At 41.1% G+C, this 23318-nt stretch carries 25 protein-coding genes and 1 other annotated feature; of the genes, 1 reads left to right on the top strand and 24 read right to left on the bottom strand.

Annotated features, from left to right (window positions below):
• Positions 1–45: 45 nt before the first annotated feature.
• The 24 genes from cccA to rpsU form a co-directional block, all read right to left on the bottom strand.
• Entirely contained in the window at positions 46–414 is a 369-nt protein-coding gene (gene cccA, locus ACIQXR_RS00785) for a cytochrome c550 (protein ID WP_402869559.1), read from the bottom strand.
• A 234-nt stretch (positions 415–648) separates the two neighbouring features.
• Complete coding sequence (locus ACIQXR_RS00780) at positions 649–1179, bottom strand: hypothetical protein (RefSeq protein ID WP_402869561.1); 531 nt, start codon at positions 1177–1179, stop codon at positions 649–651.
• A 167-nt stretch (positions 1180–1346) separates the two neighbouring features.
• Complete coding sequence (rpoD, locus tag ACIQXR_RS00775; protein WP_402869563.1) at positions 1347–2480, bottom strand: RNA polymerase sigma factor RpoD; 1134 nt, start codon at positions 2478–2480, stop codon at positions 1347–1349.
• A gap of 35 nt (positions 2481–2515) precedes the next feature.
• On the bottom strand, positions 2516–4324 hold the full coding sequence (gene dnaG / locus ACIQXR_RS00770) for a DNA primase (protein WP_402869564.1): 1809 nt from the start codon (positions 4322–4324) through the stop codon (positions 2516–2518).
• A gap of 31 nt (positions 4325–4355) precedes the next feature.
• Positions 4356–4829: a YaiI/YqxD family protein gene (locus ACIQXR_RS00765; protein WP_402869566.1), complete on the bottom strand. Its 474-nt coding sequence runs from the start codon at positions 4827–4829 to the stop codon at positions 4356–4358.
• Positions 4830–5319: 490 nt separating this feature from the next.
• Positions 5320–6141 carry a pyruvate, water dikinase regulatory protein gene (locus ACIQXR_RS00760; RefSeq protein ID WP_402869568.1) on the bottom strand — a complete coding sequence of 274 codons (822 nt, stop codon included), beginning with the start codon at positions 6139–6141 and terminating at the stop codon, positions 5320–5322.
• A 16-nt stretch (positions 6142–6157) separates the two neighbouring features.
• Positions 6158–6796: a transcriptional regulator CcpN gene (ccpN, locus tag ACIQXR_RS00755; protein ID WP_402869892.1), complete on the bottom strand. Its 639-nt coding sequence runs from the start codon at positions 6794–6796 to the stop codon at positions 6158–6160.
• 144 nt (positions 6797–6940) lie between these two features.
• Positions 6941–9010: a glycine--tRNA ligase subunit beta gene (gene glyS, locus ACIQXR_RS00750; RefSeq protein ID WP_402869570.1), complete on the bottom strand. Its 2070-nt coding sequence runs from the start codon at positions 9008–9010 to the stop codon at positions 6941–6943.
• Positions 8997–9893, bottom strand: a complete 897-nt coding sequence (gene glyQ / locus ACIQXR_RS00745; RefSeq protein WP_402869572.1) for a glycine--tRNA ligase subunit alpha — start codon at positions 9891–9893, stop codon at positions 8997–8999. The genes glyS and glyQ overlap by 14 nt, the downstream gene beginning before the upstream one ends.
• Before the next feature lie 115 nt (positions 9894–10008).
• Positions 10009–10184: a binding site (T-box leader), on the bottom strand.
• A gap of 57 nt (positions 10185–10241) precedes the next feature.
• Positions 10242–10994, bottom strand: coding sequence for a DNA repair protein RecO (gene recO / locus ACIQXR_RS00740; RefSeq protein ID WP_402869574.1), 753 nt, complete (start codon positions 10992–10994; stop codon positions 10242–10244).
• A 33-nt stretch (positions 10995–11027) separates the two neighbouring features.
• Entirely contained in the window at positions 11028–11171 is a 144-nt protein-coding gene (locus ACIQXR_RS00735; protein WP_402869576.1) for a YqzL family protein, read from the bottom strand.
• A 103-nt stretch (positions 11172–11274) separates the two neighbouring features.
• The gene (gene era / locus ACIQXR_RS00730) at positions 11275–12204 is read right to left on the bottom strand and encodes a GTPase Era (RefSeq protein WP_402869578.1); all 930 of its coding nucleotides are present in this window, start codon (positions 12202–12204) and stop codon (positions 11275–11277) included.
• Positions 12197–12595 (bottom strand): cytidine deaminase, encoded by a 399-nt coding sequence (locus ACIQXR_RS00725; protein ID WP_402869580.1) that lies wholly within the window; start codon positions 12593–12595, stop codon positions 12197–12199. The genes era and ACIQXR_RS00725 overlap by 8 nt, the downstream gene beginning before the upstream one ends.
• A 38-nt stretch (positions 12596–12633) precedes the next feature.
• A complete protein-coding gene (locus ACIQXR_RS00720; RefSeq protein ID WP_402869582.1) occupies positions 12634–13011 on the bottom strand; it encodes a diacylglycerol kinase family protein in 378 nt (125 codons plus the stop codon).
• Complete coding sequence (gene ybeY / locus ACIQXR_RS00715; RefSeq protein ID WP_402869584.1) at positions 12989–13465, bottom strand: rRNA maturation RNase YbeY; 477 nt, start codon at positions 13463–13465, stop codon at positions 12989–12991. Before ybeY ends, ACIQXR_RS00720 begins: the two co-directional genes overlap by 23 nt.
• Positions 13462–15612 carry an HD family phosphohydrolase gene (locus tag ACIQXR_RS00710; RefSeq protein ID WP_402958407.1) on the bottom strand — a complete coding sequence of 717 codons (2151 nt, stop codon included), beginning with the start codon at positions 15610–15612 and terminating at the stop codon, positions 13462–13464. Before ACIQXR_RS00710 ends, ybeY begins: the two co-directional genes overlap by 4 nt.
• Positions 15613–15792: 180 nt before the next feature.
• On the bottom strand, positions 15793–16755 hold the full coding sequence (locus ACIQXR_RS00705; protein ID WP_402869587.1) for a PhoH family protein: 963 nt from the start codon (positions 16753–16755) through the stop codon (positions 15793–15795).
• A 3-nt stretch (positions 16756–16758) separates the two neighbouring features.
• On the bottom strand, positions 16759–17946 hold the full coding sequence (yqfD, locus tag ACIQXR_RS00700) for a sporulation protein YqfD (protein WP_403079300.1): 1188 nt from the start codon (positions 17944–17946) through the stop codon (positions 16759–16761).
• 15 nt (positions 17947–17961) lie between these two features.
• Positions 17962–18246 (bottom strand): sporulation protein YqfC, encoded by a 285-nt coding sequence (gene yqfC, locus ACIQXR_RS00695; RefSeq protein WP_402869591.1) that lies wholly within the window; start codon positions 18244–18246, stop codon positions 17962–17964.
• A 123-nt stretch (positions 18247–18369) separates the two neighbouring features.
• Positions 18370–18870 (bottom strand): hypothetical protein, encoded by a 501-nt coding sequence (locus tag ACIQXR_RS00690; protein ID WP_402986299.1) that lies wholly within the window; start codon positions 18868–18870, stop codon positions 18370–18372.
• A 22-nt stretch (positions 18871–18892) separates the two neighbouring features.
• Positions 18893–19870 carry a flotillin-like protein FloA gene (gene floA / locus ACIQXR_RS00685; protein WP_402869894.1) on the bottom strand — a complete coding sequence of 326 codons (978 nt, stop codon included), beginning with the start codon at positions 19868–19870 and terminating at the stop codon, positions 18893–18895.
• A gap of 41 nt (positions 19871–19911) precedes the next feature.
• Positions 19912–21237 carry an NfeD family protein gene (locus ACIQXR_RS00680; protein WP_402869595.1) on the bottom strand — a complete coding sequence of 442 codons (1326 nt, stop codon included), beginning with the start codon at positions 21235–21237 and terminating at the stop codon, positions 19912–19914.
• Positions 21238–21508: 271 nt separating this feature from the next.
• Positions 21509–21952, bottom strand: coding sequence for a GatB/YqeY domain-containing protein (locus tag ACIQXR_RS00675; RefSeq protein ID WP_403079298.1), 444 nt, complete (start codon positions 21950–21952; stop codon positions 21509–21511).
• A gap of 14 nt (positions 21953–21966) precedes the next feature.
• Positions 21967–22140, bottom strand: coding sequence for a 30S ribosomal protein S21 (gene rpsU / locus ACIQXR_RS00670; RefSeq protein WP_028391853.1), 174 nt, complete (start codon positions 22138–22140; stop codon positions 21967–21969).
• A gap of 223 nt (positions 22141–22363) precedes the next feature.
• Here rpsU and ACIQXR_RS00665 point away from each other — a divergent pair, with 223 nt between their 5' ends.
• Positions 22364–23305, top strand: coding sequence for a Na/Pi symporter (locus ACIQXR_RS00665; protein ID WP_403079296.1), 942 nt, complete (start codon positions 22364–22366; stop codon positions 23303–23305).
• Positions 23306–23318: the final 13 nt, after the last annotated feature.

Below are 23318 nucleotides of genomic sequence, written 5' to 3'. Positions count from 1 at the left end.
AAAGCTGATTCAAAAACGAATGTACGTTTTGAATCAGCTTCCTGCTTATTTTAATCCGTGAATATACTTTGCCATGGCATCGAGATTCGATTCGTCAACTAAACCAGCAGGCATAGCTCCTCGTCCATTAGCGATGACTTCTTTGACTTCATCTTCGGATAAACGGTCGGCAACACCCTTAAGGGCAGGTCCGACTCCACCTTGATAGGCATCACCATGACATGAAATGCAATTCTGTTTATAAATGTCTTCAGGTGAGGATGAGGCACTTTCCGTTTCCTCTGTTTTTTCTCCGCCTTCTTTTTCTTTAGCAAGATCTTTGGCATCTCCTAAACCTTTGAATGAAAGTAAAAACATAAGTCCAATACCAAAAACCATGATAATAATAAAAGGCATAACTGGATTGCGATTCATAGTATTTCCTCCTCTATGTAGAACCTAAACTTACCATATTTAATATTATATACAAATTACTATATATTATTTTACTTGAAAAGAGTTTCAAGTAAAACCCCAAAAATAGAAGATATTATATTTTTTCTCAAATTTGTCAAAAATTTATGTATATTTACGAACAATTTTGACTTTTCTTGGATTATTTCCATAATACCCCTATTCATGATAAAACAAACAAGCATCTGTTTTTAATTATATCAATAAAAAGTAAGCTATTACAACTAATCCCAAAATTCCAGATATCGAAAAATAGAGCAGCTTATATTTTTGGCCAATCCATAACCATAACCCACAGTTGAAAAATAAGCCTATATACAGGATACTCCTCTTTCCAGCAGCGATTAGCTCGGTTACTTGCACTGTTTCCACTAACACTAACAATAACAATCCTATTAAAGATAATAGTAAAAGGAGTTTCGTGTTCTTGAAGCGTCGAAGAAAGAAAAGAAAAGCAAGGATGGAGAAAGTTGTCACGACTATTTGCATTGTGTTGGATATTTCAGTAAAATAATTCAAAAATATATTAATTAAAAAAAGAGCACCCATTGCAATCCCATTAATCCATTCTTTTTTACGGCTTTTGCTTTTCTGAGGGATAACAGGTTGTGCCTCCCCCTGGCTATATAAGGCTAGTAAGTAATTACAATATTGTTCTGGGAGCATGCGACTTTGCTTCCAAGAGTTAATTTCTTGAATGATGATTTTCTTTCTTGTTTCATCCATGAATACACTTCCTCATGCGTACTGTGCTTTTTTATTTTTCGGTTAATCCTGCCTGTCGGATTTGGTGTTGATTTCCTTTAAAGGATTATTCTCCACACCAATGGCTGAAAAAAAGAGCCACTCCCGAACGCTGGGCATTCAAAGAGGGCTCTGTAAAGGGCGTTATTCTATTCTAGGAAATCTTTCAAGCGTTTACTGCGGCTTGGATGTCTAAGCTTTCGTAGTGCCTTAGCTTCGATTTGACGGATACGCTCGCGGGTTACGCCAAACACCTTACCTACCTCTTCAAGAGTGCGTGTACGACCATCATCAAGTCCGAAGCGAAGTCTCAAGACATTCTCTTCACGATCAGTCAGTGTATCTAACACATCTTCAAGTTGTTCTTTCAACAATTCGTATGCAGCATGTTCAGATGGAGAAGTCGCATCTTGGTCTTCAATGAAATCACCTAAGTGTGAATCATCTTCTTCACCAATTGGGGTTTCCAATGAAACAGGCTCCTGAGCAATCTTCAAGATTTCACGAACCTTTTCCGGAGTTAAATCCATATCCTCTGCAATTTCCTCTGGAGATGGTTCACGTCCAAGATCTTGAAGAAGCTGTCTTTGTACCCTGATTAATTTATTGATGGTTTCAACCATATGCACCGGTATCCTGATCGTTCTTGCTTGGTCAGCAATCGCACGAGTGATGGCCTGACGAATCCACCAAGTTGCATAGGTACTGAACTTGTACCCTTTGCGGTAATCGAATTTCTCTACCGCTTTGATAAGACCCATATTTCCTTCTTGAATCAAGTCAAGGAAAAGCATACCGCGTCCCACGTAACGTTTGGCTATGCTGACTACCAGACGTAGATTGGCTTCGGCTAGACGGCGTTTTGCCTCTTCGTCCCCTTCCTCGATTCGCATCGCTAAAGAGATTTCCTCTTCTGCAGATAAAAGGTCGACCCGACCGATCTCTTTCAAGTACATCCGGACAGGATCATTAATCTTAACACCAGGAGGAACACTTAAGTCATTTAAGTCAAACTCTTCTTCTTTAGCAAGTTTTTTGGAATCTGGATCATCTTCATCCTCTTCTTCCTCACCATCCGTGAGAATCTCGATTCCATTTTCAGCTAGCACCTCATAGAACTCATCCATTTGATCGGAATCTAATTCGAAACCGCCAATTTTTTCGGCAATTTTTTCTAAGGTCAAAGAGCCTCTTTTCTTACCTAGCTCTATTAATTTTTCTTTAACCTGCTCAAGGCTAAATTCATTATCAACTTGTTTGGAACGTGCTGGTTTTTCAGCCATTAGTTCCCCTCCTTCCAGGTCTTACACCTAAACAACTACAACATTTTGCGCAACTTAATGATTTCCATTGCAATTCTGGCGGCAGCTTTAGGATCGCTGCGTCTCACTGCATCTTTTTCTTCAGCCTGTTTTTCCTTTATCTTTAACATCTTTTCATATTTCAACACTTGATTTATACAATCAGTCAGTTCTTTATCGGAAACTTCCTCATTAACTGACATCATTTCTATTTCCGAAACGATCCTTCTCAAGTTTGGATCCGGCAAATAAGTAAGGAAAAAGCTTGGATCAGGCTCGTGTCCATCTTCATAGAAAGCATATAAATAGGTGATGATGGCCTGATGTTCATCTACATGAAAGAGTGTTTGTCCAAGCAACTGTTGAATCTTATAAGTCATTTCCCTGCTTTTCAGCATATGGGCCATCAACTTAATTTCAGCATTGTGATGAGCAGGTTTTAATTTATGCTCATACTGAAGGGTCATTTTCTTTTGAGTAGCAGGTTGTGGCAGTGTACCCTTTTTACGTTCCGCAAAAAATACCTGTCGTTGCTGCTGTTCAAGCGCATCCAACGAAAGTGTAAACTCGGAGGATAGCTGCCTAAGATAATGATCCCGCTCCACTGCACTTGGCAAACGAGAAATTTCTTTAAGGACTTCTTCGATATATTGAATTCGATCTCCTTCATTATTTACATTTTTCCCTCGACGTAAATAATGCATCTTGAATGCCATGTAGGTTAAACTGGCCCCTATTACCTCAGAAACAAAGCTTTTCTCACCAAATTCCTTTATGTAGTCATCGGGGTCCATATTATCAGGCATAAGTGCTACCTTAACGGTAAAATCCGTTTCCTGTAGCATGTTAACTGCGCGGTTAGCTGCATTCAAACCAGCCGAATCCGAATCATAACAGATTAAAACCTGGTCCGTATTTCTTTTTAAAAGCTGAATGTGCTGATCGGTTAGAGCGGTCCCCATCGTAGCAACCGAATTCTCCACTCCGGCACGGACTGCGGAAATACAGTCGGCAAAACCTTCGAAAATTACAACTTGTTCCTTCTTGCGAATGTGCGGTCTTGCTTGATGGAAATTATATAAAGTTTTACTTTTATTAAAGATTGGTGTCTCGGGGCTATTCAAGTATTTGGGCTCATCGTCCCCCATTGCTCTACCCGAAAACGCAATCGTATTCCCTTGATGATCCATAATTGGAAACATGACTCTATTTCTAAAACGGTCAAAGTATGACTCATCTTTTTCCCTGTAAATAATCAACCCAGCCTGTTCCATAAATTCTGGCGGGAAACCCCTTTTTAAAAGAAACTTGGAAACAAAATCCCAAGAATCCAGTGAGTAACCAATTTGGAACTTTTCAATGGTTTCTTCGGTAAATCCTCTATTAAGGAGATACTCCAAAGCGTCTTGGCCTTCCTTGGTATTTACAAGAAGATGATGGTAAAACTTTCGAAGCAAGTCATGGGCTTCAAGCATCTGTTGAGAACCAGCCGGCATATTAGACCGTTGGGAGTCCTTATTTATTTCAACGTCCAAAGGTATATTCCCTTTTTCAGCCAGGACCTTTGCAGATTCCACAAAATTATACCCTTCGATATCCATTAAGAAAGTGAAAATATTCCCACCTGCACCACAGCCAAAACAATGGAAAATCTGTTTTTCCGTGGAAACAGAAAATGATGGTGAGTTTTCACCATGGAAAGGACAAAGCCCGAAATAATTCCGTCCTTGCTTCTTCAGCTGGACATATTCTCCAATCAAGTCGACGATGTCCACTGCTTCTCGGATCTGATTTATCTTTTCATCTTCTATACGACCATTTGTCATTTTTTCACCTTGCGATTTTGGTGATAGTTTTTTAATTCGATATTGAATCCTGATTCCCTGCAAAATTCGACAAAATTTTCAAAAGTTTATTTGTAAAACATATTTTGTCATCCTTTGTAAAGGCTTTCGGTCCTTTCGTATGCTTCCCCTGCCTGCGAAGTTTCGCTGACTGGTAGCGCATATCGAGAAGCATGAAAATATTTTCATTTGTATATTCTTTTCCCCTCGGAGATAGAACATAAACGCTTTTAGGAAGCAGGGTACCAGCTAATCCAATATCAGCAGTAATAACAATATCACCCTTTTTTACAGAATTCACTATATAAAGATCTGCTGCTTCTTTATCTGCATCGACGTATACCCATTTGCCTTCAGGGTTGTTCATCATATTTTTATATGATGCAACAAAACAGACATCGACATCGCATTGTCTTGCACAATGAAGAATCTCATCTTTCACCGGACATGCATCGGCGTCAACATGTATTATTGGTTTATTTATCATACCTTTTAATTCTACATCATTCTGCATAATCCTTTTTTCTCCCCTAAACTTTATCGAGATATAATGAAACTTCCAAACACTTATCCTGAAGTCATTCGCAAGAATCTACAAACGGTATCCTCTAAACAAGTGTTACACCCTATTTTGCCTCATCAATTATACTGAATGTGTCGAATTTTTTTATGATAAAAAACTTGACTTCTTATAATCCTTAGTTTATTCCTTAATAACCAAGTCTAAACCTCAAGATTACTTTTTTCTCACAATTTTTTATTATAATCTATTTTTTAAAAAGATGCTACCAATTAGATTCTGAATTTCAAACATCTAAAAAGTGGGTTGTGAATTGTTTAACAAAAGAGGAATTATGTAAGCGTCATCCATGTTTTACATTTAAAACCCAATAAACCTTGAGCATGAAAATGTGAGCCGACACTAAAAGTGTCCAGCTCACATTTTGATTAATCTCAATTTTAAGAATAAGAGAAATCTACCGATTTTTATTTTGAAGAATATTCATAATTAAGTTGGCCGTTTCTTCGACAGCTTTATTCGTAACATCAATGATTGGGCAGTCGAGCCTTGAAATAATTTTATCAAAGTATGTCAACTCTTCTTTGATTCGTTCCACATTCGCATATATAGCATGATCATTGAGTCCAAGTGACTTCAATCGCTCTTTCCGAATATGATTTAACTTTTCAGGACTTATTTTCAACCCAATGCATTTTTCAGGCGGGACCAGGAATAGTTCTTCTGGCGGCTCTACCTCTGGTACTAAAGGAACATTGGCCACTTTATAGCGTTTATGAGCTAAATATTGGGACAAAGGTGTTTTGGACGTGCGAGAAACACCAACCAACACGATATCCGCACGTAAAATCCCACGTGGATCCCGTCCATCGTCGTATTTTACAGCAAATTCAATGGCTTCCACACGTTTGAAATAATCATCGTCAAGTTTTCTTACGAGCCCCGGCTCATTAAGAGGTCCTTTAGATGTTCTTTCCTGAAGGATATCCATGAGCGGTCCTAAAATGTCATAAGCAGACAGGTTTTCTTTTTCCACCTGTGCTTTCATGTAGTCTCTAATAGCAGGCTTCACAAGAGTGTAGGCGATGATTGCCCCATCTAATTTGGCCAGTGAAATTACTTCATCCACGTTATGTTCATCTTCAATATACGGAATTCGTTTAATAGTAAAAGCGGAACTAGAAAACTGACTAGCCGCAGCTTTAGTAACTAACTCCGCTGTTTCCCCAACTGAATCCGATACAACATATATAATAGAACCGTTCATATTCTCCGTCATTCCTTTGCAAGCCCCCCTAATAGCCTTCATCAGCTAAAGCTACGAATGCTTTTGTTATATTGGTTTTCGTCACTCTTCCAATTACCTCATAGCCTTTTTCTGTTTCTTTGACGACAGGTAATGAATCAATTTGTTTCTCAATCAATTTTTTGGCAACATCGATCAATAAATCTTCTTTAGTACACATTGTAATGTTAGGCATCCTTGTCATGATGATATTGACCGGGATGGAATTCAGTTCTTGTTTTCCAATACTTGCACGTAGCAAGTCTTTCCTGGACAGTACCCCTACGAGTAATGCATGCTTATCCACTACGAACATAGTGCCGACATCTTCTAAAAACATCATAACAATCGCATCGTAAACAGATATACCCTCATCCACAACGACAGGGATCGATTGATGGTCACGAACATACAGATGGTTCAGACTATCCGTCAATAGCTGTGTACCCGAGCGACCTGTATAGAAATACCCGACACGTGGACGTGCATCTAGAAAACCGGCCATCGTTAAGATAGCCAAATCCGGACGAAGCGTCGCCCTCGTTAAGCTTAACCTATCTGCAATATGCTCTCCAGTAATCGGTCCATTCTCTTTAACAATTTGTAAAATCTGTTCCTGACGTTTATTCAATTGAATTGTAATCACCACCCTACTGCTTTTCGCAGAGTAAAGTAACAAAGGATCTTCATATAACGATTATATACTATATCATTTGATAAAAGCAGTTTTCATCTCTATTAGTTGTAATAATCGGAAACCCTTCATAAAAAGGGTCCCGATCATTTCATTGGATTAAGAAAGGATTATTTTGTTCACAGCCCCAAAGCTGGAAACTAAATCACTAATTTCTTTCATAAGGGATAAACGATTATTACGTACGGCTTCATCTTCCGCCATGACCATTGTATGCTCGAAATAAGCCTCGATTTCGCTTTGAAGCGATATTAGCTGTTCGAAATGCTCCATCTCATCATTCGTTTCGGCATAGGCTGAAGCAACCGTTCCAAATTTCTCATACAACGCTTTTTCTTCTCCATTTTCAAAAGCACCCGGGTTCACTGTCACCTTATTATCGCATTTCCCAGCGATATTCATGACACGGCTTAACGCCTCAAGACTTTCTTTAAAGCCAGCTTCCTCTTTCTTCGCTTCTAATACCTGGGAGCGTTCAACAACAGAATGGATATAACCAATTTCATTAGCCAAAACAGCATCGATTAAATCATAACGAATGTGTAGTTCCTGAAGCAAATGCTTCACACGGGCTTTAAAGAATGTATGCATATCCGCTTTTACATCATCCATATCACGTTTCAAGAGGCCTTTTGCTTCAAGTCCTTTAAGACCCAAAGTGATAAGTTCCTCCAGTGTGATATCCCACTTTTTCTCCGCTAGAATTTGAACGACCCCACTTGCTTGTCTTCTTAAAGCATATGGATCTTGAGAACCGGTAGGGATCACTCCGATGGCGAAGAATGATGCCAGTGTATCAATTTTTTCCGCTACGCTCACAAGTGCCCCGATTAAGGATGGAGGTACATCGTCATCTGCATGTCGTGGCATATAATGTTCATTGATCGCTGTCGCCACTTCTTTCGCTTCACCTTTTAGAAGGGCATACTTTTCACCCATGTACCCTTGTAATTCAGGGAACTCATAAACCATATGACTCACTAAATCAAACTTGGCTATTTTTGCAGCACGTAGCGCCAATTCTTTATCCACTTTCAGTTTCAAGGCATCCACCAATGCTCCGGTTACCTCTGTTACACGTTCAGTTTTCTCGGCTAGAGTACCGATTTCTTCATGGTAAACGATGCTATCCAGCTTTTTCAAAGCATCAGCAATCTCTTTTTTCTGATCTTCTTTGTAGAAGAAAGCTGCATCCGATAAACGGGCACGCAATACTTTTTCGTTCCCTTTCGATACCATATCCAGGTGACGGTCATCCCCATTTCGAACAGTCACGAAGAAAGGAAGCAACTTTCCATCTTGATCTTTTACAGGGAAATACCGTTGATGTTCCTTCATCGATGTAATCAGCACCTGAGAAGGCAATTCAAGGAATTCTTCTTCAAAACGGCCAAATAACACCGTTGGATATTCAACCAAGTTATTTACCTCTTCCAGAAGATTTTCATCGACCGGGATGATCCAGCCATTCTCCTGTTCCAGGTTTTTGATTTGATCTAAGATCACGGTACGGCGTTTGTCTGGATTGACCATGACAAATTGTTCGTTAAGTGACTTTTCATACTGGTCAGGAGTTTCAATAACTGTACTTTCACCTAAAAAGCGATGACCTTTCGTTTCTCGGCCTGTTTCTACTTCAGCTATGGTAAAAGGTATTACTTCTTTACCGAACAAAGCAATTAACCATTTAATCGGACGGACGAAGCGAAGGTCCTGGTTGGCCCAACGCATATTTTTCGGGAAGGTCATGCCAGTTATGATTTCTTGTAGCTCCGCCAATAACTGAGCTGTCGGTTGCCCCTTGATGAATTTATTCACATGGACATATTCCACACCTTTAAGTTCTTTGAAATAAATATCCTCAGCCGTCATGCCTTGTCCTCTTACAAAACCTAACGCTGCTTTAGACCAGTTGCCTTCGGCGTCCAAAGCGATCTTCTTAGCCGGTCCTTTTGCTTCTTCTTCAATGTCCTTTTGTGATTCCGCAACATCTTTTACCAATATCGCCAAACGTCTTGGTGTTGAAAATGCTTCGACTTTACCAAATTCAATCGCTTTTTGTGTCAACCACTTTTGTACTTTGTCGGATAACTGTTTCATAGAAGCTGTAACAAATCGAGCCGGTAGCTCCTCCAACCCAATTTCCAATAACAAATCACGCTTGCTCATTTGTTTTCTCCCCTTTCACTTTCAGGATCGGGAAGCCTAATTTTTCCCGCTCTTCATAAAAAGTTTTGGCAACCTTACGCGCTAAATTACGACAACGGGCAATATAACCCGTTCTTTCCGTTACTGAAATGGCACCTCTGGCATCCAGCAGATTGAACGTATGAGAACACTTCAATACATAGTCATAAGCCGGATGTACAAGACCTTCCTCCATTTGACGATGCGCTTCCTTTTCATACATCGTGAAAAGTTCGAACAGCATATCAAGGTTGGATGTCTCGAATGTATATTTTGAATGCTCGTATTCCGGTTGGCCAAAGATGTCACGAACAGTAAATCCATCCGTCCATTCAAGTTCAAAGACATTTTCTTTGTCTTGGATGTATGAAGCCAAACGTTCAATTCCGTATGTAATTTCGACGGAGACTGGTTTACACTCTAGTCCACCAACTTGTTGGAAATAGGTGAATTGGGTAATTTCCATACCATCCAACCATACTTCCCATCCAAGACCCGCACAGCCAAGGGATGGATTTTCCCAGTTATCCTCAACAAAGCGAATGTCGTGCTCCAGTGGATTGATGCCTAGCTTCCGTAATGACTCCAAATAAAGTTCTTGAATATTATCCGGAGAAGGCTTCATGATCACTTGAAATTGATGATGTTGATAAAGACGGTTAGGATTCTCTCCATACCGGCCATCTGCAGGACGTCTTGAAGGCTCCACGTAAGCAACACTCCAAGGTTCTGGCCCAATTGCTCTAAGGAAGGTATAAGGACTCATCGTCCCGGCACCTTTTTCGACATCATAAGCATTCATTAAGATACAGCCTTGCTCAGACCAATGCTTTTGCAAAGTTAAAATCATATTTTGAATATTCATCGTACACCTCCAGGTTATTTAAAGCGGCTTACTAAATTCAGATTCAGGGGCGGGAAGTATCTTTTGCCTAGGATTCCTCAAGGCAAACAAAAAACTCCCGTCCCTATGCGAAATGCATAGGGACGAGAGTTTACCCGCGGTTCCACCCTAATTGCCGTTATGAAACGGCCTCTTTTCAAACCTAATCATGCTCCGGAACGCCCTTCCCTGTGTCTTCATATCCCGGCTTGCACCATCCCGGGTTCGCTTTTATGAATTAAAACAGGTACTCTCTTCCTTCGACGCATTCTTCTTATTTTGATGATTAAAATTTTATACAAACATAACCGGAATGTCAATAGTTCGAACCTAAAACATATCTTTCATCGAATCAATCTGTTTGAGAAACTTTTTGGACTTCAGATGTAACCCTGAATATTCCTCATAATAGGCATCAATGATTTTTGACAATTCCCTTTTAGTTTCCGGTTTAACAGATATGTTTCCAAGTCTGGACAAATCAAAATAATAAAAGATCCTCAGGAGTTTCACCGCAGAAGGAGAAATTTTATAATGATAAGGGTCCTTGTCCAAACAACGGTGACAAATAAACCCGGCTTCCCTTAGGGAGAAAGCAAATTCCCCTTCAGTCTCCCCACAAACGGCACATTGGTTCAAGACCGGGTTGATTCCATTTACAGGAAGCATTTTCATTTCAAAAATGAATTTCAAAACCTCAGCGTCGTATTCTTCATTTATGTAATGTAAAGTTTGTGAAAGCAATTCAAACAGATAGGGATTTGGTTTTTTATCGTCCACGCTCTTATCGAGCAATTCGACGATATAGGAAGCGTAGGCAGTGGCGAAAAGATCCTCCCTGATAAAACGAAGCGAGTCAACCATTTCCCCCTGCTGAAGGCTTCCAAGGCCACTAGATGTCGAAACAAGGAAATACCCGGAGCAAAAAAGCTGGGTCACGGCGGCAAGCCTGCTATTTGGCTTGCTCGCACCTCTTGCCATGACCCCTATTTTCCCTAGCTCCCGGGTATAAATCGTTATAATTTTATTGTTTTCTCCATATGCCGTCCTTCTAATGACAATGCCTTCACATTTCTGAAGCATAAAAGACACCACCCATACTTGCCAAGCTAATCCTTAAGAAACAGGAAAATCAATATCAGCTAGCTCTTCATTCGATACTAATGGTCTTTCCTGCCTTTCGACTTCTATCTCCTTATAAAGCAAATAGGTGTCCACATTACCTGTCTCACTAAATAACTCCCAGGTAAAATCCAACATATAAAGCCCACCCTTCATTATGACTAGCAATATCAGATGAATATCCGTCCTTATGATTAGCTTGACCGTTTTTCACACTTTCATGAAGCGTAAAATTTGTTAATTAATATTCTTTCTCATCAAATCCAAAATCACGTAGCTGACTAGCTTTATTACGCCAATCTTTCTGGACCTTGACCCATAGCTCAAGGAAAACCTTAGAGCCCAATAGGTTCTCAATGTCTACTCTCGCGCGACTACCGACTTCTTTCAGCATTTTCCCTTGCTTACCGATGACAATTCCTTTTTGGGAATCTCTCTCGACAATGATGGTCGCCATAACATTGATCGTGTCACTGTTATCCATTTTTTTGATTGAGTCAATCACAACTGCCACGGAATGTGGAATCTCTTCACGAGTCAAGTGCAGAACCTTTTCGCGGACCAATTCAGAAATGATGAAACGCTCCGGATGATCCGTTACTTGATCGGCTGGGTAAAACTGTGGCCCTTCAGGAAGATGTTCCTTGATTTGGGCAAGCAATGTATCGACATTATTACCTTCAAGAGCTGAAATAGGCACCACCGCTGCAAAAGGATACAGTTTTTGGTACTTTTCAATGATGGGCAGAAGGTCATCAGGATGCATCGTATCAATTTTATTGACTACAAGGAAAACGGGTGTATTAACCGATTGTAGCTTTTCAATGATGAACTCATCTCCACGACCGTAGCCTTCTTCAGCATTAATCATGAATAGAATCAGGTCGACCTCTTTCAAGGTATTCGTCGCAACCTTCATCATAAAGTCCCCAAGCTTATGCTTAGGTTTATGAATGCCCGGTGTATCAATGAAGATCATTTGTGAATCATTTTGTGTAAGTACACCTTGAACTTTATTTCTTGTCGTTTGAGGCTTGTCGCTCATGATTGCGATTTTTTGACCAATTACACGGTTCAAAAACGTGCTCTTGCCGACATTAGGACGGCCGATGATGGATATAAATCCTGATTTATATCCTTTTACCTGTGTATCGCTAACTAATTTATTCATTTAAATCCTCCGGTGAAAAAGCTCCTGGAAGCAATTCCTGTACTGTTAATTCTTTAGTATCACCATTCAAGTTGGTTAAAACAACCATCATATCCGGTTCACATAGTTCTGAAATGACTTGTCTGCAAGCTCCGCAAGGGGATACCGGTCGGTCCGTGTCCGCTACTACCGCAAGTTTGCTAAATTTCTTGTCATTATGTGCATAGGCACTGAATAATGCCGTTCTTTCCGCGCAGTTACACATGCTGTAAGCTGCATTTTCAATATTACAGCCATGATATACCTTACCATCGGCAGTCAATAAAGCAGCTCCCACTTTAAACTTTGAATAAGGGACATAAGCCTTTTCCCTAGCTTTTTTAGCTTCTTCAATCAATTCATTCGTATTCATTATACAATTCCCCCTCTACATTGGATGAATAAAAGAACCTACATACCCAACTTTGGCAAAAAAATAATCAATCCAACTATTATAGAAAATATAGCATATATGAATACAGCCCCGGCTGCAATATCTTTTGCCTGCTTGGCAAGAGGATGGATTTGGTCTGTCACTAAATCAACAACCCGTTCAATGGCCGAATTCACTAGTTCTAATGCAATCGTACCAGCAATTGCCGTCAAAATAAACAACCATTCCATTCCGTTCAATGAATAATACCAACCAAAGAACACAACGGCTGCCATCACCACGAAATGGATCTGTATGTTCCGCTCGGTCCGTACCGCTTCCAAAATCCCTTGACAAGCAAATGAAAAGCTTTTTACGAGTGGATACCTTGGCTTACCCTTCTCTCGAGAGCCCATATTCCCCCAATATCTCCTTTTGTCTAGAAAACATCACTTTTTCATCTTCTTCAGTCATATGGTCATAGCCTAGCAAATGAAGAAAACCATGTAGGGCTAAAAAGCCAAGTTCGCGGTCAAAAGAGTGTCCATACTCCTCGGCCTGCTCTTTTGTGCGTTCAATTGAAATGATGATATCACCAAGCATACGAGGCATTTCCGCTCCGATAATCTCGACTTCTTCCTCCCCCATCTCTTCCAGTGCAAAAGAAATGACATCGGTAGCCGAATCCTTATTACGGTATTCTTTATTAATCTCCTGAATCCTTTTGTTGTCGACAAAAGTGACGGATATTTCCGTACCTTCTTCGATATTCTCTTTATTGGCGGCAAATTGCAAAATGCTTTCAACAAGCTGCTGCCCTTTTTCCGTCACTTCGTTCGTTTCATCGATTAAATCCATTGTTAAAATCATTTTTTCACCTTCTGTCCTAATTTATCCATGTCAGGATACTCGATCCTTGAGTGGAAGATACCATTCAGCGATTCACAAAGCGAATGCTTTACGATACTTAATTCTCTCATAGTAATGTCACATTCATCAAATTGACCGTCTTGAATCCGGTCACTGATTATGAAACTTACCAGTTCCTCGATCTTCTCGGGTGTAGGATGCTTCATCGACCTGACTGCAGCCTCAACACTATCTGCAATTCCAATGACGGCCACTTCCTTCATTTTTGCCATGGGCCCCGGATACCGGTAGTCGACTTCGCGTGTCGCTTCATCTTCCTTACATGCCTTATGATAGAAAAATTTCAATAAAGTCGTCCCATGATGTTGTTCCGCTATATCCACAATTTCCTTCGGGAACTTATGGCTGCGAAGCATTTCTCCGCCATCCACGGCATGCGCAATGATAATGTCCTTGCTCGTTTCCGGTTGTAGCCTATCATGCGGATTTTCCTCATTTAACTGGTTCTCGATGAAAAAGTGCGGCCGCTTTGTCTTGCCTATATCGTGGTAATAAGATCCGACTCTTGCAAGCAACCCATTCGAGCCAATTGCTTCACATGCAGATTCAGCCAAATTGGCAACCATTACACTATGGTGGTAGGTACCAGGTGCCTCAATCAAGATTTTTCGTAATAGGGGGTGATTCGGATTGGAAAGCTCGATCAACTTCATTGAAGATAAAATCCCGAACCCCGCCTCGAAAAATGGAAGCAGCCCCATTGTCAATACAGCGGAACCAAGCCCAGATCCTATAGCCGCTGCCGCATAATATAAATACTCCACTTTTGTGTAATGGCCATCCATAATGAAAATGAGCGAATAGACGAAAGCGATATTGATCACTGACATCATGAGACCCGCTACCAGTACTCTTGATTTGAAATTGGAACGCGATAATATTATGATGGCCATCAATCCGCTAAAAATGATATAAAGCCCCATAGAGAAGTCAAGATTTCCTGGCGTATCGCCATTAAATATTATCGTACCATAAGATCCTAATAAAATTGTCATGGCAACAGCCAATTTATCATTTAATAATATCTTAATAAGCATCGCTGCCATGGCAGCAGGGAAAATATATTCTAAATTCGAATCTTTCAGTTCAGCGAATATGCTGACTGTTTTCATCGTTGCCATTGCAAAAATGAAAACAAGGCTGAAAACCAACAACTGATTGTACTTATTATCCCGTTTCGTTATGGAATAGTAAAAAAAGTAATAAAAAGCCGTAAAAGTTAAAAAGATATAAAGCAGGAGCCCTACATATGGAAAGATAGTGGACTCGGTACTTAAAAACCCAGCCAATTCAAGCTGCCTGTACACGTCCCGGTCCACTAATTGATTTTCTTCGACGATAATCTGCCCCTGTAAAATCCTGACTGGTTCCACACTTTCCACTGCTTTTCGGCGTTGTTCCTCCGTTTTATCTTTATCAAAAAAAACATTTTGAATAATCGCCGAACGGGCAAGTGATATGGAGACCTTCTTCATATCACTATTTATACTCATATAGCTCAGTTCATCTACCACTTTTTTCTTTGCATTTTCAACATCGCTGGCCGAGATCCGCTCACTCATCACATTATTTACAGCGGTTATCGTAGAGTCCCTCGCTATCTCCAGTTCATCTTCATCCGCCTGTACCAATGCCATGAATACAGATTCTTCTATATCTTTATTGACCTCCTCCGTCAATTTTTCTTTCAAGATGGAAACCTTTTGGCCATCCGTCTTTTTAATTCCTTTTTTACCGCCCTTATTAGGATCTGTTTCTTTGTTCACTTCAATCGCAGAATCAAAAATTGAAGAAATCAAATCGACTTTATTTTTGGCATATTCCTTTTTTAATGTATAAACATCCGCCACCTGTTTTGAAATTTCTTCTTTTTCTTTCGTAGTCTTATATGTATCTTCTATAGTCTTGGTGGATCGTATCGTTTGTTCCGCTGGCTTAAAAAGCTCCACTTGGATCTTTTCAGGCTTAACGTTGGATAGCATTAACCCATATGCAAACAAACCAAGTACGACGAACAAGAGTACTTGAAAAAAGCGATGGACCAGCAGGCCTTTTATTTTGGTGAAAAATTTTTGGATACGGTTCAAAGAAGGTCCTCCTAAAAAAAGATGGTTAATATGCTAGATATGTAAAATGATAACAGTTTTCCTTCTACTTTTCATCATGTTATGATAAAACCCTTGCTTTTCACCACAATTTAACATTCCATTCATGATGGGCAAGCGGATAACCATGAAAAAATCCGCCATTTCATTGGCGGATTCCCTCTATTCTTTTGCCTGTTCATATGCGCTGATAATTTTGGCGACGAGCGGATGCCTGACTACATCACTCTGTTCAAAATACACAAACGAAAGGCCTTTGACATTCTTGAGAATCTCCTCAACCCGAATCAAACCTGACTTCATCCCTTTTGGAAGGTCGATTTGGGTACGATCTCCCGTAATGACCATTTTCGATCCAAAACCGAGCCTCGTTAAAAACATCTTCATTTGGGCTTCGGTAGTATTCTGTGCCTCATCCAAGATTACAAAGGCATCCTCGAGCGTACGTCCCCTCATATAGGCCAAGGGAGCGATTTCAATCGTCCCGCGTTCAATCATCCTTTGGGTCTGTTCCATCCCCAGTAGGTCATGAAGAGCGTCATATAACGGACGTAGGTACGGGTCTACCTTTTCTTTTAAGTCCCCAGGAAGGAATCCCAAACTTTCGCCAGCTTCAACGGCAGGTCTCGTCAAGATAATTCGTTTAACCTGTCCGTTTTTCAAGGCATTGATTGCCATCACTACAGCTAGATAGGTCTTCCCGGTCCCAGCAGGACCAATCCCGAATACTAAATCGAGCTTCTTTATGGCCTGAATATAATATCGCTGGCCAATTGTTTTGACCTTAATCGATTTACCTTTAGCCGTTTTAGCAATTTCTTCTTCATATAATTCTCCGAAATATTCCAATGTTCCCTTGCGAGCCAATTCTATAGCATACATTACATCCCTAGAACTTATCGTAATCCCTTTTCTGATCACAGATAACAGCGCCTTCAGGATATCCTGTCCCATCGTCACCCGCTCTAATTCACCGGCAACGCTTATACCTTCCCCGCGGGTGATGACCGAAATGCCCAGCTCGTCTTCAAGCACTTTTACATTAGAATCTCCATTGCCCAATAAAGCGACCGCTTCATTAGGTGATTCAATTTCCAACTTAATAACCTTCACTTCATCTGCCATTCGCTAGTCTCCTTGAATGATTGGTTGTCCTACAGCAATATCTTCAATAACTTGGTAATGTATAGATAATTTCACTTTACCATTCTCCATGCTTTCGTGCAAAACTTTTTCCCCTATAATTTGGTCTTCTTCTTCAAGAAGCTTCCGTAAGTCGGCCTGGGCCATCTTCTTCCCTTCCTTAATCGCTTCTTCCTTCGTATAACTCCGGACGATATCGTCTTTACTCCTTAATGTCTCGACTTTATAGGAAATGGGCAGTTCCCATTGCAGAAAATGAAACGGCCGATCAGTCGATTCTTTTTCCTGCTTTTTATAGCCCGGATCCTTAAACCCCCATATAGGTATAGATAAGCTGCTCACTTTTATATAATGCTTACTGGTTTCATTACCATTGTAGACGGAAAAATTGGTTTTCAGAGGGACTTCCACATTCGCCTTGTACCAAGTTTGCCCCATTACTTTCCCCTGCGCCGAAACAATTTCTGGTTTATCTTCCTTCCCAATCAACCCTGACACAAGAAGTTGTCCTTTACTTACATAATCATGCACATTGACTTTAGGTTGGCCTTTTTCAATGAACATATTGGTGATGACCGCCTTTTTTGAAGCAACCAAATTTTGTGAGGAGGTTTTCTCTATTTCCTTCGGCTGCCGTTTTTCCACCACCTGGAAATGGTAGGTTGTCCCCTTAAGCTCCACACCAACCCAGGTTAGGGCACCGATGCGATCAGAGAGCTTTCGCTGTATCGTATCCACATCGTCCACTAGAAATTGCACCTTTCCAATTTCCACGCCCATTTTGTCCAATTCTTTACGGATGGCATGTTCGGTTTCCGGTTTTGCCCCTTTAACTTCTATCCCCCACACCATATTGGAAAGTACAAAAATGCAAATAAGGAAGGCAATCAAACCCGCCAAGAATCCACTATTTTTCATCACCCGCTTCATGAGAAACGGAAACCCCCTGCCTTGGAGGAATTTCACTTTACAGTCGCTTTTTCGCAGGACCTGACGCAATTTTGAAATTTCCCTGAAATCCATATGGAAAATCAGGGATTCACTTCCTACACGCTTCACATCCCAGATATGAAGCCCTCTCCTTGTCAACATATTGATTAGCCTTTCGGTTCCTCTTCCATATGCCTTCACTTTTACATAGCCTGTATAATAGTTTGTCCATTGGTTTTTCATGGAAACCTCCCGGGATCATTCATTGATAAAATATACTTTGTCAATTTTGCCCTCTAACATGATTTCCTCCGGCAAGATGGTCTTGATGACAAAGCCAGTTCCCTTTATTAGCAGCTGGCCATTTTTAAGCATTAACCTCACTTCACTGTCAGTAAAGGCCAACAAGCCACGATGATTTTCAATATATATATGTAATTGTCCGATCATGGTAATTCGCGGCAGGTCCATCATGACATCTTGCGGAAGGTCCATTGTTTTGGTCATAAGCTGTTTCACTTTTTTTCCCCAATTGCGAGCCATAAAAAAGAACCCCCTTTCATCTCAATGTATGAAATGAAAGAGGGTTCTAGCACAAAATTATAAAGGTTCAATTTCTATTTTTTCATGTTGAACGAATGAACGCGGGATACAAGTTCTTCCGAATTATCTCCTTGACCTTTGCAAGCTACGCTTAGCCCTTGGAGGTCCGAGCACCTCAGACATAATGATTCCATCAATCAACTGTTTCTTAGTGAAGGAAGGACCTTTATGATAGACGGGACTGCTATCGTCAGAAATGGCTGTAGTAATTCGATCTGCCTTTTCTTTTTGTTCCACACGCTCTTGCTCATATTTCTGCTGCAGCCTTCTTAGTTCAGCAATCCTTTTTTCAGCCTGTGCTTTCGTTTCATCCACAGGCCCAGCAGAGTGTACGACACGCTTCTCTGCTTTTTGGGCAGATGCCGGAACAGGAGTTTGCCGCTGTTCCTTTTGTGGCATCTCGCCTTGAAGCTCCTGCATGATTTCCTGCCATTTCTTTTTCGGCGGGTTGTTTGGATTGTTTTGTTGCGGCTGTTTTTTCCTGCCGAACATGGATGTTGCAACAGCTATCAAGATAATCAGAAGGAATGGATTACTGAGAAAGAATTGAATGAGATCTCCCATTTAAAGGCCTCCCTTCTGGGAATTAATTGTTATCCTTGTCCTTTGGGTTATCCGATATCTTACTGATGGAATCCCGCATATCCGTATCCGCCGTGATATTTTGGATATTCATGTAATCCATTACCCCTAGATTTCCGCTCTTCAGCGCTTCAGCCATAGCCAATGGCACTTCTGCCTCGGATTCTACAACCTTCGCTCTCATTTCTTGGACACGGGCTACCATTTCCTGTTCCAAGGCAACAGCCATCGCGCGACGTTCTTCCGCTTTTGCTTGGGCGATTTTCTTATCCGCTTCAGCCTGGTCAGTCTGTAGGATAGCCCCGATATTCTTCCCGATATCCACATCAGCGATATCAATCGATAGAATTTCAAATGCTGTACCTGAATCGAGACCTTTCGATAAAACGGTTCTAGAAATTAAATCCGGGTTTTCAAGGACATCCGTATGCCTTTTAGAAGCACCGATTGTCGAAACAATCCCTTCACCTACACGCGCGATGATCGTTTCTTCCCCAGCACCACCGACTAATCGTTCGATATTGGCACGAACGGTGATTCTTGCCTTTGCTTGCACTTCAATCCCATTCATCGCTACACCGGAGATGAATGGCGTTTCGATCACTTTAGGGTTAACGCTCATTTGAACCGCTTCCAGTACATCACGTCCTGCAAGATCGATGGCTGCCCCTCTTTCAAATGGCAATGCGATATTCGCACGTTCTGCTGCAATCAGTGCATTGACGACACGGTCAACATTCCCTCCTGCAAGGTAATGGCTCTCCAATTGATTCGTCGATACATTGATTCCCGCTTTGTGGGCTTTAATGAGCGGGTTAACTACCCTGCTTGGTATAACACGACGAAGCCTCATTCCCACTAATGTAAAGATACTGATTTTGACTCCAGCCGCTAAAGCTGAGATCCATAACATAACTGGTACAAATGTGAAAAATACCGATAAGATGATGATGGCCGCAATTACAGCCAACACGATAAATATTGTTCCTGAAGTTATCACCTAAACATTCACCCTTCCTATTTTCATTGATTTGATTCCGGAATTTGCCGAACGACTACTCTCGACCCTTCAGCTTTCACGACTTTGATGGATGTCCCTTTGGAAATAAAGCTTCCTTCTGTCACAACATCGACCCGTTCATCATTAATTAAAGCCGTTCCAGATGGCCTTAAGTCTGTCATTGCCTTACCTTCAACACCTAATAATTCCAAGCGATTCGGAGAACTGACATACCCTTGCTCTGTTTTTGTTGCATCGGTTAATATCATTTTTCTAAAAAAGTTCATTTTTTTACCAAGCACCTTTACAAATAGGATAGAAACCAAAATGGATGCGGTAATCGCAATTAACAAAGAAATGGTCATATGGACCGGATCTTCTGAAGCGAGAAATAAACTGCCTATAATTGCACTAAAGCCAAGCACCCCGATAATTCCTCCAGGGAGGAAAAACTCCAAGAGCACAAGGATGACTCCTAAGATGAATAGCGCTAACGACTCATAGCCCGTGATGCCTGCGACCAAATGTCCATAAAAGAACAATACGAGGCCAGTGATTCCAATAAAACCAGGAATGCCAAAACCAGGCGAAAACAACTCTACCACAATCCCGATGCCTGCTATCGTCAATAAGATGGGAATCACAAAAGGATTGGTCAAAAAGCGAGCTAACTTTTCTGGAAAGCTTTCCTCTATGGTTCGAATATCCGCATCTTCCACCCCGAGTATACTATATAACTCAGCTTTCCCCGAAACGGTCCCTTCACTGTAGCCGGCCTTTTTTGCCTGATCAGCAGTGAATGTCAGTAATTTTCCTTTTTCGGCTCCGTATTTTGGAAGGTCGATATCCTCATCAGCCATCGCTTGTGCATAAATGGGATCGCGTCCATTCTGTTCGGCTGCCGTTTTCATTGCAGCCAACCAATAAGATTCCGCTTTTTTTCCCGCTGCATTTCCCGAAGAGTCAATCACCGCAGCTGAACCCATTGTAGCACTGGGGACCATATAAATTTCATCGGCACTGAGCGAAATATAGGCACCCGCAGATAAAGCACGATTATTGACGTAAGCCACTGTTTTTACTGAGGAATTAGACAGTAACTTGGCTATCTCCCCTGCCGCATCTACGGCACCACCTGGGGTATTCACCTCGAAAATTACAAGATCTGCGTTATTCTCTTCTGCAATCGATAGTGCCCGTTGCAAAAAGGCGGCCAAACCCTTTTCCACCGTTTCTTGAATGGGAACCTGGTAAACAATCTTCTCCTTTGCAGAAGCACCGGGCACCAAGAAAGACACCAAAAGCAGCAATCCGAATAAGAGAACAGATAGACCACGCCATATTTTCAATGGAACGCCTCCTTTCCCGTATTAAGCGCCTGTAAGCCGGTCTTTCCATTACCTAAAAGGCATATTTCACCCTTGCTAATCGAATCCACTTATTATCGTCACTTACTTAGTTAATACGTATGTATATGAAAAAGGTTTCATTTAAAAAGCAATTAATTTATATAAAACCAGTCGGCTGCCCTTTCACTAGTTACTATACGTCTAAAAGAGGCGAAATAATCACGTAAACACACAAAAACCACAGGCTAATGCCTGCGGTTAGGTTTCGAGTTTAAGATAGATGTTGTTGTACTAACTTGTTTACTAGAGAACCATCTGCTTTACCTTTAACTTTAGGCATTAAAGCTCCCATAACTCTCCCCATATCTGCTTTGGATGTTGCTTTGACTTCCTCAATTGTTGATTTAACAATCTCAGAAATCTCTTCTTCTGATAGTTGCTCAGGCATATATGCCTCTACGTATCCCAATTCGGTGCGGACTTTATCCACGAGATCGGAACGACCTGCGTTTTCAAACTCCTGGAGGGAGTCTTTGCGTTGTTTTAATTCGCGAGAGAGCACTGTCAATTCTTCATCATCTGTTAAATCTTGTCTCTGTTTTAGAGCTTCGTTTTGAAGCGAAGCTTTCAACATACGAATAACAGATAGTTTGTCCTTTTCCTTGTTCTTCATCGCTTGTTTCATATCATTATTTAAACGCTCGAGAAGACTCATCTTTCCACCCTCTCTTAGAATTTACGTTTTCTTGCAGCTTCAGACTTTTTCTTACGTTTTACGCTTGGCTTTTCATAAAATTCACGCTTCCTAGCTTCCTGAAGCGATCCTGCTTTAGATACAGTACGTTTGAAACGACGAAGAGCATCTTCAAGCGATTCGTTTTTACGAACGACGGTTTTAGACATCTCTTTCCCTCCCTCCGAAAACAACACACTAACTCAAGTTGTCAACATGTTATACATGTACTAAACAATTATAATATATCATCTTTGACAGGTCAACCAATAAAACGAAACTTATTTCAAATATTATCATGTTGTTACCATATTTTTTTCTAATTGCAACTTTGAAGCTTTTTATAGCATGTCTATCCCCTATGGGCCATAGACTGTTCAAGAGGTGTTGGTCATGTACGAGTTACTTTTATTCCTTTTATTCATCACTTTATTTTTAGTGGGTATGGCCGTTTTACGCATCGGCTTATTCAACCTGTCCGGCGCTAAATTAAAATCCTTTCTATCTAAGGTGACCGATAAACCCTGGAAAGGTTTTTTTGCAGGTACGATTTTCACAGGCATCCTTCAGAGCAGTTCGGCGGTCATGGTCATGACCGTGGGTCTCGTCTCCGCCGGCAGTTTATCCTTTCCACAGACGATTGGCATCATTTTAGGAACGAATATCGGTTCGACCTTTACAGCTGAATTCATGACCTTTTCATTGGACCGCTGGATCATTCCAGGAGTCTTATGCGGTGCCGCTCTTTGCTTTATGCCCAAAATCGCATTAAAAAGCGCCGGAATGTCCCTTATAGGCATCTCTGCCATTTTCGCGGCGATGAGCGGTTTTAAGATGCTCTCCAAGCCCATCGCTGCCTATCCATCGGTTCAGCATGTACTCAGTGGCATAGAAAGCCATCTTAGTTATGCTTTGTTGGCAGGTATCCTGTTAACGGCGCTGATTCACTCTAGCTCCGCGACCATCGGAATCGCCATGAGTTTTTTAATGAGCGGGGAGCTATCCGTCTCTTCTTCCATCATCATGATGCTCGGTTCTAATATCGGTACGTGTATCACAGGCTATATGGCTAGCATCGGTTCAGGTAGACAAGCTGCCTTTACAGCATATGCACATATATGGCTGAATGTGATCGGTGTGGCTGCCTTCCTTCCTCTTGTGGACGTTCTAGAACGGACGGCTGCCTTTTTCACTGAAAATAAAGCGACCCAGCTTGCACATGCTAGTGTCATTTTTAATATTACGACTTCTTTGATCGTTTTACCTTTCGCAAGCCAATTTTCCAACTTCATTTTATTGCTGCATCGTCCTCAAAAAAATAAGCCGCATTCCTAAGAATGCGGCCATG

The sequence above is a fragment of the Peribacillus sp. NPDC097224 genome (assembly GCF_044761985.1).
Classification (GTDB): Bacteria; Bacillota; Bacilli; order Bacillales; family DSM-1321; genus Peribacillus.
Note: the sequence above shows the minus strand (reverse complement) of the source record. Positions and strands in the feature narration are given on the sequence as shown.

Bases quoted from the DNA above. Each gene is read 5' to 3' on its own strand.
- cccA (WP_402869559.1), bottom strand. From the start codon at position 414: ATGAATCGCAATCCAGTTATGCCTTTTATTATTATCATGGTTTTTGGT.
- ACIQXR_RS00780 (WP_402869561.1), bottom strand. From the start codon at position 1,179: ATGGATGAAACAAGAAAGAAAATCATCATTCAAGAAATTAACTCTTGG.
- rpoD (WP_402869563.1), bottom strand. From the start codon at position 2,480: ATGGCTGAAAAACCAGCACGTTCCAAACAAGTTGATAATGAATTTAGC.
- dnaG (WP_402869564.1), bottom strand. From the start codon at position 4,324: ATGACAAATGGTCGTATAGAAGATGAAAAGATAAATCAGATCCGAGAA.
- ACIQXR_RS00765 (WP_402869566.1), bottom strand. From the start codon at position 4,829: ATGATAAATAAACCAATAATACATGTTGACGCCGATGCATGTCCGGTG.
- ACIQXR_RS00760 (WP_402869568.1), bottom strand. From the start codon at position 6,141: ATGACGGAGAATATGAACGGTTCTATTATATATGTTGTATCGGATTCA.
- glyS (WP_402869570.1), bottom strand. From the start codon at position 9,010: ATGAGCAAGCGTGATTTGTTATTGGAAATTGGGTTGGAGGAGCTACCG.
- glyQ (WP_402869572.1), bottom strand. From the start codon at position 9,893: ATGAATATTCAAAATATGATTTTAACTTTGCAAAAGCATTGGTCTGAG.
- recO (WP_402869574.1), bottom strand. From the start codon at position 10,994: ATGCTTCAGAAATGTGAAGGCATTGTCATTAGAAGGACGGCATATGGA.
- ACIQXR_RS00735 (WP_402869576.1), bottom strand. From the start codon at position 11,171: ATGTTGGATTTTACCTGGGAGTTATTTAGTGAGACAGGTAATGTGGAC.
- era (WP_402869578.1), bottom strand. From the start codon at position 12,204: ATGAATAAATTAGTTAGCGATACACAGGTAAAAGGATATAAATCAGGA.
- ACIQXR_RS00725 (WP_402869580.1), bottom strand. From the start codon at position 12,595: ATGAATACGAATGAATTGATTGAAGAAGCTAAAAAAGCTAGGGAAAAG.
- ACIQXR_RS00720 (WP_402869582.1), bottom strand. From the start codon at position 13,011: ATGGGCTCTCGAGAGAAGGGTAAGCCAAGGTATCCACTCGTAAAAAGC.
- ybeY (WP_402869584.1), bottom strand. From the start codon at position 13,465: ATGATTTTAACAATGGATTTAATCGATGAAACGAACGAAGTGACGGAA.
- ACIQXR_RS00705 (WP_402869587.1), bottom strand. From the start codon at position 16,755: ATGGCAGATGAAGTGAAGGTTATTAAGTTGGAAATTGAATCACCTAAT.
- yqfD (WP_403079300.1), bottom strand. From the start codon at position 17,946: ATGAAAAACCAATGGACAAACTATTATACAGGCTATGTAAAAGTGAAG.
- yqfC (WP_402869591.1), bottom strand. From the start codon at position 18,246: ATGGCTCGCAATTGGGGAAAAAAAGTGAAACAGCTTATGACCAAAACA.
- ACIQXR_RS00690 (WP_402986299.1), bottom strand. From the start codon at position 18,870: ATGGGAGATCTCATTCAATTCTTTCTCAGTAATCCATTCCTTCTGATT.
- ACIQXR_RS00675 (WP_403079298.1), bottom strand. From the start codon at position 21,952: ATGAGTCTTCTCGAGCGTTTAAATAATGATATGAAACAAGCGATGAAG.
- rpsU (WP_028391853.1), bottom strand. From the start codon at position 22,140: ATGTCTAAAACCGTCGTTCGTAAAAACGAATCGCTTGAAGATGCTCTT.
- ACIQXR_RS00665 (WP_403079296.1), top strand. From the start codon at position 22,364: ATGTACGAGTTACTTTTATTCCTTTTATTCATCACTTTATTTTTAGTG.